The organism is Streptomyces sp. NPDC054783, assembly GCF_053611725.1.
Genome location: NZ_JBSHAY010000040.1, coordinates 1 through 13,265 on the forward strand (window position 1 = coordinate 1; position 13,265 = coordinate 13,265).

The 13,265-nt window shown below is 71.8% G+C and carries 11 protein-coding genes; 8 read left to right on the forward strand and 3 right to left on the reverse strand.

Features of this window, described 5'->3' with window-relative positions:
• Window positions 1-138: 138 nt before the first annotated feature.
• Both ACWGJ5_RS40280 and ACWGJ5_RS40285 read right to left on the reverse strand, forming a co-directional pair.
• Window positions 139-1,050, reverse strand: a complete 912-nt coding sequence (locus ACWGJ5_RS40280; protein ID WP_453314580.1) for a carbohydrate kinase family protein — start codon at window positions 1,048-1,050, stop codon at window positions 139-141.
• Window positions 1,047-2,177: a LacI family DNA-binding transcriptional regulator gene (locus ACWGJ5_RS40285; protein ID WP_453314581.1), complete on the reverse strand. Its 1,131-nt coding sequence runs from the start codon at window positions 2,175-2,177 to the stop codon at window positions 1,047-1,049. The genes ACWGJ5_RS40280 and ACWGJ5_RS40285 overlap by 4 nt, the downstream gene beginning before the upstream one ends.
• 241 nt (window positions 2,178-2,418) lie before the next feature.
• Between ACWGJ5_RS40285 and ACWGJ5_RS40290 the strand changes: the two genes are divergently transcribed.
• Complete coding sequence (locus ACWGJ5_RS40290) at window positions 2,419-2,847, forward strand: Rieske 2Fe-2S domain-containing protein (RefSeq protein WP_453314582.1); 429 nt, start codon at window positions 2,419-2,421, stop codon at window positions 2,845-2,847.
• A 427-nt stretch (window positions 2,848-3,274) separates the two neighbouring features.
• Here the strand turns inward: ACWGJ5_RS40290 and ACWGJ5_RS40295 are convergent, their stop codons facing one another.
• Window positions 3,275-4,222 carry a hypothetical protein gene (locus tag ACWGJ5_RS40295; RefSeq protein WP_453314583.1) on the reverse strand — a complete coding sequence of 316 codons (948 nt, stop codon included), beginning with the start codon at window positions 4,220-4,222 and terminating at the stop codon, window positions 3,275-3,277.
• Window positions 4,223-4,505: 283 nt separating this feature from the next.
• Here ACWGJ5_RS40295 and ACWGJ5_RS40300 point away from each other — a divergent pair, with 283 nt between their 5' ends.
• The 7 genes from ACWGJ5_RS40300 (at window position 4,506) to ACWGJ5_RS40330 (ending at window position 13,263) form a co-directional block, all read left to right on the forward strand.
• Entirely contained in the window at window positions 4,506-4,634 is a 129-nt protein-coding gene (locus ACWGJ5_RS40300) for a hypothetical protein (protein ID WP_453314584.1), read from the forward strand.
• Window positions 4,635-4,639: 5 nt separating this feature from the next.
• Window positions 4,640-4,879 (forward strand): hypothetical protein, encoded by a 240-nt coding sequence (locus ACWGJ5_RS40305; RefSeq protein WP_453314585.1) that lies wholly within the window; start codon window positions 4,640-4,642, stop codon window positions 4,877-4,879.
• A gap of 66 nt (window positions 4,880-4,945) precedes the next feature.
• The gene (uvrC, locus tag ACWGJ5_RS40310; RefSeq protein ID WP_453314586.1) at window positions 4,946-7,042 is read left to right on the forward strand and encodes an excinuclease ABC subunit UvrC; all 2,097 of its coding nucleotides are present in this window, start codon (window positions 4,946-4,948) and stop codon (window positions 7,040-7,042) included.
• Window positions 7,039-8,058 carry an RNase adapter RapZ gene (gene rapZ, locus ACWGJ5_RS40315; RefSeq protein WP_453314587.1) on the forward strand — a complete coding sequence of 340 codons (1,020 nt, stop codon included), beginning with the start codon at window positions 7,039-7,041 and terminating at the stop codon, window positions 8,056-8,058. Before uvrC ends, rapZ begins: the two co-directional genes overlap by 4 nt.
• Window positions 8,055-9,146: a gluconeogenesis factor YvcK family protein gene (locus tag ACWGJ5_RS40320; protein ID WP_453314588.1), complete on the forward strand. Its 1,092-nt coding sequence runs from the start codon at window positions 8,055-8,057 to the stop codon at window positions 9,144-9,146. The genes rapZ and ACWGJ5_RS40320 overlap by 4 nt, the downstream gene beginning before the upstream one ends.
• Complete coding sequence (gene whiA, locus ACWGJ5_RS40325; RefSeq protein WP_351217830.1) at window positions 9,137-10,126, forward strand: DNA-binding protein WhiA; 990 nt, start codon at window positions 9,137-9,139, stop codon at window positions 10,124-10,126. The genes ACWGJ5_RS40320 and whiA overlap by 10 nt, the downstream gene beginning before the upstream one ends.
• 173 nt (window positions 10,127-10,299) lie before the next feature.
• Window positions 10,300-13,263: a M14 family zinc carboxypeptidase gene (locus ACWGJ5_RS40330; protein ID WP_453314589.1), complete on the forward strand. Its 2,964-nt coding sequence runs from the start codon at window positions 10,300-10,302 to the stop codon at window positions 13,261-13,263.
• Window positions 13,264-13,265 lie beyond the last annotated feature (2 nt).

Below are 13,265 nucleotides of genomic sequence, written 5' to 3' on the forward strand. Positions count from 1 at the left end.
CCGCGGGAACTCCCCGCGGGGCGCCGCTCGTTCCACCATCAGCCACCCCGGCTGCGAGGTACGCCAGGCCCCCGCGTCACGGTCCGGGCCGCACCTTGACAACAGCAGAGAGGAAAACAGCAGAGAGAAGAGGGCCGCTCACAGATCACCGAGCTCGGCAGCGAACGGCGGCTCGGCCCCCGCCCGCGAGCAGGTGATCGCAGCCGCGCGTGCCGCGAAGCGCAGCAGCCGCGTCCAGCCCTCCGTCCCGAGGGCGGCGAGTGCTTCCTCCGACAGCGCGTCCATGGCGGAAAGCCCGTGCAGCAAGGCCGCGTTGACCGTGTCACCGGCGCCGATGGTGTCCACCACGGCGACCTTCTCACCCTGCACGGAACACTCCGCGCCGTCCCGGGTGAACGCGGTCAGCCCGTCCCCGCCCCGGGTCACCACCACCGCCGCCGGTCCCGCGGCCAGCCACTCGCGCGGGGTGCCGCCCAGCCACTCGGCGTCCTCCGCGGAGAGCTTCAGTAGCGTCACCGAGGGCAGCCAGCTCTTGAAACGCGCCCGGTAGGCGTCCGCGTCCGGGATCAGCCCCGCCCGGACATTGGGGTCGAGCGCCGTGAACAGCCCCTGCCCGGCCGCCGTGCGCATCAGCTCCGCATAGGCGCTCGCCCCCGGTTCCAGGACGAGCGAGCAGGTGCCGAAGGACACCGCGCGGGTACCGGCGGGCAGCGTGGCGGGGGCGGTGAACAGGCGGTCGGCGGTGCCGTCCACATAGAAGGAATAGGCGGCGGAGCCGCTGTCGTCGATCGTGGCCACCGCCAGCGTCGTCGGCTCCGCCCCGCGCTGCACGCCCGACACGTCCACCCCCGCCCGCCGCAGCCCGTCCAGCAGGGCCTCGCCGAAGGCGTCGTGCGACGTCCGGGAGCAGAACGCGGTGCGGGAACCGAGCCGACCAAGGGCCACGGCGGTGTTGTACGGGCCGCCGCCGAGCGCCGGCTTCAGGCCCGCGAGGGCGCCGGAGCCCTGCGGTACCAGGTCGATCAGTGCCTCACCGGCGACGACGATCACGAGGCGGTTCCCTTCTCCGACGGCGTGGATGATGCGGTGCGCCCGGGCTGCTCGGACCCGCCCGGCTCCGCGGGGCACCCGCAGGACGTGCGATGGACGAACGCGCACGGCAGCCGCACCGTGCGGGTCGGCCGACGCGGCTCGCCCAGACGGTCGAGGAGTACCTGGACCGCCCGCGCGCCCAACTCCCTGCTGGGCTGGGCGATGACGGTGAGCCGGGGTGAGAACAGATCGGCCCAGGCGAAGTCGTCGAAGCAGCACAGGGCGATGTCGTCCGGTACGGACAGGCCGTGCCGGCGCAGAGCGCGCAGGGCGCCGATGGTCATCGCGTTGTTGGCGGTGACGAGTGCCGTGGGCGGCTCGGGAAGGGCGAGCAGGGTGGCCGTGGCCTGCTCGGCACCCGAGGACTCGGAGTTGCCCGACACGAGGAGCCGTTCGTCGAGGTCCAGCCCGGCGGCGCTGAGGCCGTCCTGGTAGCCGGAGACGCGCTCACTGGTGGTGCTGAGCCCTGGCAGGCCCGCGACCAGGCCGATCCTGTGGTGGCCCAGCCCGGCGAGATGGGTGACCAGACGAGCGGTCGGCTTGGCGCTGTCGGCGCAGACCTGGTCGTACCAGGGCGCGTCCTCGTCGGGGGCGGCGCCTGCCCCGGCACCCGCCGCGGAGCCGTCCGTCGCGCCCGCGTCGATCATCCGGTCCAGGAACACGGTCGGCACGGCATGGCGGCGGAGATAGCCGACCAGGTCGTGGGGATCCGCGGAGGGAGCGACGATCAGGCCGTCCACCCGACGCTCATGCAGGAGCTGCACGACCTTGCGTTCGTGCCCGGGGTCATCGTGCGGGTCCGCGATGAGCAGGCTGTAGCCCGCCTCCAGGGCGGCGGCCTCGACGCCCTGGAGGATCTCCGTGAAGTACGGGTTGCTGATCGCCGACACCGCGAGTCCGATGGAGCGCGTGCGGGAGGTCACCAGGGATCGTGCCAGGGTGTTCGGGGTGTAGCCGAGCGCGTCGATGGCGTCGAGCACGGCCTGGCGGGTGTGGGGCAGCACCGGGCGGGTGTCGTTCAGGACGTGGGAGACGGTCGCCACGGAGACTCCGGCGCTCCGCGCGACGTCCGCCATCGTGGGCATCGTCTCTTCCTCCTGAACCTACCGGGCGCAGTCCTTCCGGCCGGGACCGTATCCCATCGACCCCCTCCGCGTAAACGCTTGCGCAAACGTTTACGCCCCTTCCTTCCCCGGCCCTCCCCACGCATCCCCTCGCTCCTCACTGCAACGCCCGGCACCCCGTAGTCACCGCCCCCGCCGGCGGGGGCGGCCCTTGTGCCCGGGTATCGTCGCCCTGCACACCCCTTGAACAGTGGAGTCCAAGATGCCCGCCCGACCGTCCGCGAGCCGTCGTACCGTCCTTCGAGGGGCCGCCGTGGCCCCGGTCGCGGGGCTCGGCCTGGCCGCGTGCTCGGCGCCGGGCCAGGGCAGCGCGGTCGCGGCGACCCCGACCGCGCCGGTGGACCTCGGTGCCGAGAGCGAGGTCTCGAAGGGCGGCGCCAAGCTCTACCGGGACCACAACGTGGTCGTCGGCCGCGACGGGAGCGGCAAGCTGAAGGCCTACAGCACGATCTGCACGCATGCGGGGTGCCCCATCAACAAGCTCCAGGGGACGACCCTGATCTGCCCCTGCCACGGCAGCCAGTTCGACGCCGTGACGGGCAGGGTGGTCCAGTCACCGGCCACCGAGCCCCTGGCCGAGCTGCCGGTCAAGACCGAGAACGGCAGGATCATCGCCGGCCCGGGCGCCTGAACGAACAGCCGCGCTGACACCCCGGGTGCCTGAACGGGGTGTACGGCCGCACAACACCGCCGGCACAGCCGCGCGTGCCGCCATGCTCCGGCGCGACCGTGCTGTCACAGCGCTGCACCGGGAAGCCGCATTCCTGCCGGCCCCCGGCCCTGTCCGCCGCGCCTTCCCCCATTACCGTCTTCTTGGCCCCGCAACGGGGTTCCCGGCCTCCGGGCCCGGCATGACTGGTCCCCCCTGTTGACCATGATCTGGGGGGTGGTGTCACTGGGCCGGGAGGCACTCCGCGATGGCACCTTCTACGACCCCCAACCCGCACCCGCAGGTTGACGAACCCCATAGAGGCACCCCCCCCGGCGAGCCCGGGCCCATCGCCCGCGCGACGCATCCCTACCGTCTCAACCTCAAGGGCCGCACACCCGAGGCGATTTCACTCCCACTCCCAAGCGATGCCGACGATGCCCGGGCGGATCCGTGGTTCGACCACGTGGACGCAGTGGTGGGGGCCGGTGACCGGCAGGTCGTGGCGGCCGGTGCGGGGGGCCGCCGTCGAGTGCTGGGTGAAGCGATGGCAGCGGGCCGGCAGGGCGGCAGCGGCGAACCGCACCTGGAGGGCGTACTGGCCACCGGGGAAGCCGAAGCGGTGGAGGTACTCGCGGCAGGGCCCGGCCGTGCCGTCCTCGATGCCGTACCGGAAGAGGAAGGTGTCGCCGGCGCGCAGCCGGGTGTCGAAGAGCAGCTCCGCGGCCAGCACACCGGTGTCCTGGTCCCAGCGGACTCGTCCCGTACGGCAGTTCTCCACGGCCCGCACCCTGATGTCGTGCGGGCGGCAGCCGGGGTCGCCGTGGTGCACGGCGACGAAACGGTCGACGCCGTCACGGTGGGCCCGCACGATGTGGTGGGCCTCGCGGCCTGCCAGCTCGCGCCGGGCGCCGATGCGGACGCATTCGTGGTGGCCCAGGGTGTGCAGCCCGCCGTCCAGGGACCAGCCGAGCTCGGCCCGGAGCCGGTCCAGGACGTCCGAGGCCTCGATCAGGGAGCGGTAGGAGCGCCCCGCCGGGCGGCCGGCCGTCGCGCGCCCGTCGGCCTCGGCGAGCAGCCGGATCAGTGACTCGTCCGGCAACTGGAGGATCTCCTCCAGTGCCCGTACGGCCCGCAGCGACTCCGGGCGCTGGGGGCGGCGAGCGCCCTGCTGCCAGTAACTCAGGCTGGTGACACCCACCTTGACCCCGTGCCGGGACAGATGGTGCTGGACGCGCTGGAGCGGCAGCCCGCGTGCGGCGATCGCGGCGCGCAGCGCCACGTGGAAGGGGCCGCCCCGCAGGGCCGTGTCCAGTTCCGCGGTGGGGAGGTGCGCGTGCTCTGTGGCATGCCGCATGCGGGGGCGCCTTTCTGTGAGGTGTCGCTACGGCTGGTCAGGCCGCCTGCGCTGGTGTCCGGGGCCCACCCCCGTGGGCGTCGTGGACGCCCCTGGCTGCGCATGCCGCGCGGGTACGCGTGCGTGCACGGCCCCGAGTTCCCCCGCATTGAAGCGTGTTGACCAGACCCCGACAACACCTCGAACCCGCCATGGCCGCCCCCGGCCGGGCCGCGGCTCTGCGCCGGAGCCTCCGGTCTCGGGCGTCACGCCCGCCCGAGCCGACCGATGGGAAGATCGACGCGTGACGGAGACCCGGACCTTCGACGGTGATCGCACGGCCGTGACGGCGGAGGAGGCGGTCACCGTGCTGCAGCGGCGGATCGCCGAGGGCCGTCTCGAAACCCGGCTGACCGGCTCCGCCGCCTGCTGACCGTGGTGAACAATATTGAACGCGCCCTGGTGATGTTTCTCGACGGAGCGGACGACCCGGGCGCCCACGCCGTCTCCGCGGGATCCGGGGGAGGGGTGAGCGGGGGTTTCCGGCTGGCGAACGGGCAGTGCGACACGTACCCCGACGAGGACACCGTGCCGCTCGACGAGGCGTTCCGGATCGTCCGGCACATGATCGGTACGGCCCTGCCGCCCGCGGACACGCGATGGGCTGTGGACAGGTGAGCGGCAGGGGCGGGCGTTGTCCACAGGCCCGACGCGGTGTCGGTGCTCGCCAGTAGGGTGTGAGACATGGCCGATCCCTCCAGCTACCGCCCCAGGCCGGGTGAGATCCCGGACTCTCCCGGGGTGTACAGGTTCCGTGACGAGCACCGCCGGGTGATCTACGTCGGAAAGGCGAAAAGCCTGCGCCAGCGCCTGGCGAACTACTTCCAGGACCTGGCGAACCTGCACCCCCGCACCCGGACGATGGTGACCACCGCCGCGTCCGTGGAGTGGACCGTGGTGTCCACGGAGGTCGAGGCCCTCCAGCTGGAGTACTCCTGGATCAAGGAGTACGACCCCCGGTTCAACGTCAAGTACCGCGACGACAAGAGCTACCCGTACCTCGCGGTGACGATGAACGAGGAGTTCCCGCGCGTGCAGGTGATGCGCGGTCACAAGAAGAAGGGTGTCCGGTACTTCGGGCCGTACGCGCACGCATGGGCCATCCGGGACACCGTCGACCTGCTGCTGCGCGTGTTCCCGGTGCGCACCTGCTCGGCCGGCGTGTTCAAGAACGCCGCCCGCACCGGCCGCCCCTGCCTGCTCGGCTACATCGGCAAGTGCTCCGCCCCCTGCGTCGGCCGGATCAGCTCCGAGGACCACCAGGAGCTGGCCGAGGAGTTCTGCGACTTCATGGCCGGCCGCACCGGCACCTACCTCCGCCGTCTGGAGAAGCAGATGATGCAGGCGGCCGAGGAGATGGAGTACGAGCGGGCGGCGCGGCTGCGCGACGATATCGAGGCCCTGAAGAAGGCCATGGAGAAGAACGCCGTCGTGCTCGCCGACGCGACGGACGCCGACCTCATCGCCGTCGCCGAGGACGAGCTGGAGGCGGCCGTGCAGATCTTCCATGTGCGCGGCGGCCGGGTACGCGGACAGCGCGGCTGGGTGACCGACAAGGTCGAGGAGATCACCACCGGCGCCCTGGTCGAGCATGCCCTGCAGCAGCTCTACGGCGAGGAGACCGGGGACGCCGTCCCCAAGGAGGTCCTGGTCCCGGCGCTGCCCGAGCCCGTCGAGCCGGTCCAGGAGTGGCTGACGGGCCGCCGCGGGGCCAACGTCTCGCTGCGTATCCCGCAGCGCGGCGACAAGAAGGCGCTCATGGAGACCGTGCAGCGCAACGCCCAGCAGGCCCTCGTGCTGCACAAGACCAAGCGCGCCTCCGACCTGACCACGCGCTCGCGCGCCCTGGAGGAGATCGCCGAGGCCCTCGACCTGGACAGTGCCCCGCTGCGCATCGAGTGCTACGACATCTCGCACCTCCAGGGGGACGACGTGGTCGCCTCCATGGTCGTCTTCGAGGACGGCCTGCAGCGCAAGAGCGAGTACCGCCGCTTCCAGATCAGGGGCTTCGCGGGCCAGGACGACGTCCGCTCCATGCACGAGGTGATCACCCGCCGCTTCAAGCGGTACCTCGTGGAGAAGGAGAAGACGGGGGAGTGGGCCGAGGGCTCCGGCACCGAGGACGCTCTCACCGACGGCGACGGCACGCTCACCGGCCCGGACGAGATCACCAACTCACTCAAGGACGACGACGGCCGGCCGAAGAAGTTCGCCTATCCGCCGCAGCTCGTCGTGGTCGACGGCGGGCAGCCGCAGGTCGCCGCGGCCCGGCGCGCCCTGGACGAGCTGGGCATCGACGACATCGCCGTCTGCGGCCTCGCCAAGCGACTGGAGGAGGTCTGGCTGCCCGGCGACGACGACCCGGTGGTCCTGCCCCGCACCAGCGAGGGCCTCTATCTGCTCCAGCGCGTCCGTGACGAGGCCCACCGGTTCGCGATCACCTACCAGCGCACCAAGCGCGCCAAACGCTTCCGGGCCGGCCCCCTGGACGACGTCCCCGGCCTCGGCGAGACACGCAAACAGGCGCTCATCAAGCATTTCGGCTCGGTGAAAAGGCTGCGGTCCGCCACAATCGAACAGATCCAGGAGGTGCCCGGGATAGGCCGGAAGACGGCCGAGACCATCGCCGCGGCCCTCGCCCAGGCGGCTCCGGCCGCACCCGCCGTGAACACGGCGACTGGAGAGATCATTGATGACGAGGAACCCGATACGACGGCGGGTTCCTCGGGGGAGCCCGTAACCGCGGGCCTCCCGGACGAACGACGGGGGCAGGAGAGATGACGGACCACGACGCACAGCCCACAGCGGAGCGAGATCGGGCCCACGGGGAAGCGGGGCAGGATCAGTCACACCCCGCGGCCGGCGAGCAGCCGGCGGCCCAGGAAAACGGAGCACAGGTGAGCACGGACGGTACGCCGGCCGCAGGCCCGGAAGCGGCCATCCCCGAACTGGTGATCATCTCCGGCATGTCCGGAGCGGGACGGTCGACGGCGGCGAAGTGTCTGGAGGACCTCGGCTGGTTCGTCGTGGACAACCTCCCGCCCGCCCTCATCCCCACCATGGTGGAGCTGGGCGCCCGCTCACAGGGCAACGTGGCGCGGATCGCGGTCGTCGTGGACGTACGCGGCCGGCGCTTCTTCGACAATCTGCGCGAATCCCTCGCCGACCTCGACACCCGGGGCGTCACCCGGCGGATCGTCTTCCTCGAGTCCTCCGACGAGGCCCTGGTGCGCCGCTTCGAGTCGGTGCGCCGCCCGCACCCGCTGCAGGGCGACGGCCGCATCGTGGACGGCATCGCCGCCGAGCGCGAGCTGCTGCGCGAGCTGCGCGGCGACGCCGACCTGGTGATCGACACCTCCAGCCTGAATGTGCACGAGCTGCGCGCCAAGATGGACGCCCAGTTCGCCGGCGAGGAGGAGCCCGAGCTGCGGGCCACCGTGATGTCCTTCGGCTTCAAGTACGGCCTCCCGGTCGACGCCGACCTGGTCGCGGACATGCGGTTCCTGCCCAACCCGCACTGGGTCCCGGAGCTGCGCCCGTTCACCGGCCTGAACGAGGAGGTGTCGGCGTACGTCTTCAACCAGCCCGGCGCGAAGGAGTTCCTCGACCGGTACGCCGAACTGCTGCGGCTCATCGCCGCCGGCTACCGGCGCGAGGGCAAGCGGTATGTGACCATCGCCATCGGCTGTACGGGCGGCAAGCACCGCTCGGTGGCGATGTCGGAGAAGCTCGCCGCGCGCCTCGCGGCCGAGGGCGTGGAGACGGTGATCGTGCACCGGGACATGGGACGGGAATGACGGAACGTACACGGCGGCTCGGCATGCTGCGCCGGATGGTGCCGGAGGGGCGCTCCGGCCGTGCCGCGGCCGAGGGGACGGCCCGCCCCGCCGAGGCCCGCGGCGGCCGGCCCCGCCGCCGGGGCGCTCAGCCCAAGGTGGTCGCGCTCGGCGGCGGCATGGGCCTGTCCGCCTCGCTCGCCGCGCTGCGCCGGATCACCGGCGACCTCACCGCCGTCGTCACCGTGGCCGACGACGGCGGCTCCAGCGGCCGGCTCCGTGACGAACTGGGCGTGCTGCCGCCCGGCGACCTGCGCAAGGCGCTGGCCGCGCTGTGCGGCGACGACGAGTGGGGCCAGACCTGGGCCCGGGTCATCCAGCACCGCTTCCAGTCCAAGGGCGATCTGCACGAGCACGCGGTCGGCAATCTGCTGATCGTCGCCCTGTGGGAGCAGCTCGGCGACCATGTCCAGGCCCTGGACCTGGTCGGCAAGCTGCTCGGCGCGCACGGCCGGGTGCTGCCCATGTCCGCCGTACCGCTGGAGCTGCAGGCCCTGGTCAAGGGGCACGACCCGGAGCGCCCGGAGGACGTGGACACCGTGCGCGGGCAGGCGAACGTTGCCCTGACGCCCGGCGAGGTCCAGTCGGTGCACCTGGTGCCGCACGACCCGCCGGCCGTGCCCGAGGCCGTGGCGGCGGTGCTGGACGCGGACTGGGTGGTGCTCGGCCCCGGCTCCTGGTTCTCCTCGGTGATCCCTCACCTGCTCGTCCCCGAGCTGCTGGACGCCCTCACCGAGACCAGGGCACGCAAGGTGCTGTCGCTGAACCTCGCCCCGCAGCCGGGAGAAACCGAGGGCTTCTCCCCGCAGCGTCATTTGGAGGTTTTGGGCCGACACGCCCCTAAACTCGCCCTGGACGTGGTGCTGGCCGACGAGGCCGCCGTGCCCGACCGCGACTCGCTCACCGAGGCCGCCAAACGGCTGGGAGCCGCGATCGAGCTGGCGCCGGTGGCCCGGACCGACGGAACACCCCGGCACGACCCGGAGCTGTTGGCCGCCGCGTACGACCGTATTTTTCGGATGCATGGAAGGATCGGCCCATGGCGATGACGGCAGCGGTGAAGGACGAGATCTCCCGGCTCCCCGTCACCCGGACCTGCTGCAGGAAGGCGGAGGTCTCCGCCATTCTGCGGTTCGCCGGCGGCCTTCACCTGGTGAGCGGGCGCATCGTGATCGAGGCGGAGCTGGACACCGCGATGGCGGCCCGCCGTCTCAAGCGGGACATCCTGGAGATCTTCGGCCACAGCTCCGAGCTGATCGTGATGGCGCCCGGCGGGCTGCGCCGCGGCTCGCGGTACGTCGTGCGGGTTGTCGCGGGCGGTGACCAGCTGGCCCGGCAGACCGGCCTGGTCGACGGCCGCGGCCGGCCCATCCGCGGGCTGCCGCCGCAGGTGGTCTCCGGCGCCACCTGTGACGCGGAGGCCGCCTGGCGCGGGGCCTTCCTGGCGCACGGCTCGCTGACCGAGCCCGGCCGTTCCTCCTCCCTGGAGGTGACCTGCCCGGGCCCGGAGGCCGCGCTCGCCCTGGTCGGCGCCGCCCGCCGGCTGTCGATCGCCGCGAAGGCGCGCGAGGTGCGGGGCGTGGACCGGGTGGTCGTCCGCGACGGCGACGCGATCGGCGCGCTGCTGACCCGGCTCGGCGCGCACGAGTCCGTGCTGGCCTGGGAGGAGCGCCGGATGCGCCGCGAGGTGCGCGCCACGGCCAACCGGCTCGCCAACTTCGACGACGCCAACCTGCGCCGCTCGGCCCGGGCCGCCGTGGCCGCGGGTGCGCGGGTGCAGCGGGCGCTGGAGATCCTGGGCGACGAGGTCCCCGAGCACCTCGCCGCCGCCGGCCGCCTGCGCATGGAGCACAAGCAGGCCTCGCTGGAGGAGCTGGGCGCGCTCGCCGACCCGCCGCTGACGAAGGACGCGGTCGCGGGCCGTATCCGCCGCCTGCTGGCCATGGCCGACAAGCGCGCCGCCGACCTGGGCATCCCGGGCACGGAGGCCAACCTCAGCGAGGAGCTGGCGGACAACCTGGTCGGCTGAACCAGCCAGACCAAAAGACCGGTACCGAGGCCCAGTTGGAGTTTCGGTACCGGTCTTCGCGTACCCGGCGCACCTCCGTTCAGGTGGCCGTTAGGCGCTCTTGACTCCATCTCGGACTGACATGAGCCTGGCAATCTGTTCGCCGCTGTGGCGGACCACCGCTAGGGGGGTTCATGAGACACAGAGCGAGATCGATCCTCGCTGTCGGCGCGCTCCTGATCGGCGGAGCGAGCCTCGCACCCGTAGCCCAGGCACAGAGCGCAAGCCCGGCGAAGCCCGACCCGGACGCGGTCAAGGTCTTCCGCGCCGAGGTCAGCAGGCAGCAGATGCCGCTGCTGCTCCAGGCCGGCCAGGACGGTGACGAACTCGCCGAACAGGTCACCGGAGGCGGAAAGGCCGGGAAGTCCGAGGTCGAGGTCTACCTCACCGACCAGCAGGCCGCGAAACTCCGCGCACAGGGCGTCGACCTCACCGAGCACGCCGTCCCGGCCAAGGCGCAGGCGCGCATCGAGAAGGCGTCCCAGGGCGTGTTCCGCCCGTACACCGGTAAGGGCGGGCTCAAGGAGGAGATCCTCCGCACCGCCCAGGCCAACCCCGGCCTGACCAAGGTCGAGTCCATCGGCAGGACGGTCGACGGCCAGGACATCCTCGCCCTCAGACTGACCAGGGACGCCAGGAAGACGAAGGACGGCTCGAAGCCGTCCGTGCTGTATCTGTCCAACCAGCACGCGCGCGAGTGGATCACACCGGAGATGACCCGGCGTCTGATGCACTACTACCTGGACCACTACAAGTCCGACAAGCGCATCCGGAGGATCGTCGACTCCACCGAGATGTGGTTCGTCATCTCGGCCAACCCCGACGGCTACGACTACACGTTCAAGAACTCCACGACCCGCCTGTGGCGCAAGAACCTGCGGGACGTCAACGCGGACGGTGCCATCGGCACGGGTGACGGCGTCGACCTCAACCGCAACTTCCCCTACAAGTGGGGCTACGACGACGAGGGTTCGTCCCCCGACCCGACCAGCGAGACCTACCGCGGCGCGAGCCCCGAGTCCGAGCCCGAGACCAAGGCGCTGGACGGCTTCGAGAAGCGCATCGGGTTCAGGTACGCCGTCAACTACCACTCCGCCGCCGAACTCCTCCTCTACGGCGTCGGCTGGCAGGTCGCCACCCCCACCCCGGACGACGTCCTCTACAAGGCGCTCGCCGGCACCCCGGACAACCCGGCCATCCCCGGCTACCGTTCGCAGGTCTCCTCGGAGCTGTACACCACCAACGGCGAGGCGGACGGACACGCGTCGAACGTCAACGGCATCGCGATGTTCACCCCCGAGATGTCGACCTGCCAGACCGCGTCGCAGATCGACCCGAACGACGCCTGGAAGCCCGAGGACTGCCAGTCGGTCTTCAACTTCCCCGACGACGAGAAGCTGATCCAGCAGGAGTTCGCCAAGAACATCCCGTTCGCGCTCTCCGTCGCCGAGACCGCCGTGCACCCGGACCGGCCCGTCTCCTCGGTCGGGCTGAGCGCCGCCGACTTCACCCCGGCCGCGTTCCCCACGTCGTACTCCCGGGGCGCGGACCAGGAGGTCTCCGTCGTCGTCCGCAAGGCGATCCACGACAAGGAGCTGAAGTACCGCGTCGACGGCGGCCGTACGCACGACCGGGCGCTGCGGCGCTGGAAGGGCGGCAAGACCTACGGCGGCAAGGACGACCTGTACTTCGACGAGTACCGCGCCAGGGTGCAGGGCGGTGAGCCGGGCGACAGGGTCGAGGTGTGGTTCACCGGCCGGACGAAGAGCGGAAAGAAGGTCTCCAGCTCGCACTTCACGTACACCGTCGCCGAGCGGCCAAAGGCCGACACGCTCGTCGTCGCCGAGGAGGGCGCAGCCGCCGCACAGGCGCAGAAGTACGTGGACGCGCTGAAGGCGGCCGGGCACCGGGCGATCGTGTGGGACGTCGCCACGCAGGGCGCCCCGGACGCGCTCGGCGTGCTGAAGCACTTCCCGACGGTCGTGCACTACTCGGGCGCGAACGGCCCCGGCAACGCCACCCAGCTCCAGCTGCGCGCCTACCTCAACGAGGGCGGCCGGCTGATCGAGGCCGGTGAGCTGGCCGGCGGCAGCGTCGACCTCGGTGACGGCACCCTCTCGGACGACTTCAGCCAGTACTACCTGGGCGCCTACAGCCGTACGTCGACCAAGGCAGCCACCGGCTTCACCGGTACCGGCGCCCTGGACGGCTACTCCGGCGCCCTCGGCGACGCACCCGGCAATCCGCTGGACAAGGCCGGCACCTACGGCGTCACCTCCGACGAGCTTGCGGCGTCCGCGTATCCGCAGTTCAAGAGCGCCGGCGCGGGCCGGTTCGCCGGGGCGGTGAGCCCCTACGGGCCGTACTCCGGCTCGTACATGGCCGCCGCCGTGCACACCGACGACGCCTACAAGCGCCTCACCCGCACCATCGACCTCACCGGTGTTCGCGCCGCCGACAAGCCGGCCTTCACCACCCGGCTGCTGTGGGACACCGAGCCGGGCTACGACCACGCGGTGATCGAGGCGCACACCGTGGGCGCCGACGACTGGACCACGCTGCCGGAGGCCGGGGGCGCCACGAAGACGGCCGTGCCGGCGGACTGCGGGCAGGGCTTCCTGATCGCCGAGCACCCCTGGCTCAAGCACTATCTGACGCTCGCGAACAACGCCTGCACCGCGACCGGCACGACCGGCTCCTGGAACAGCCTCACCGGCAGCTCCGGCGGCTGGCAGCAGGCCACCTTCGACCTGAGCGCCTACGCCGGGAAGCCCGTCGAGGTCTCGATCAGCTACATCACCGACCCGGGCACCGGCGGACACGGCGTGCTCGCGGACGACGCCTCGCTCGTCGTCGGCGGAACGGCGAAGGAGACCGAGGGATTCGAGTCGTCCCTGGGCGCCTGGCACGTGGCCGGACCGCCCGCGGGCAGCCCGCCGGCCCGGAAGGACTGGGCGCGCTCCGGGGCGCTGTTCCAGACGTACGCGGCGGTCACCACGGACGACACCGTGCTGCTCGGTTTCGGCCTGGAACAGGTGTCGTCGGCGGCCGACCGGGCAGCCCTGGTGAGGAAGGCGTTCGCGGCGCTCGGCGGGTGAGG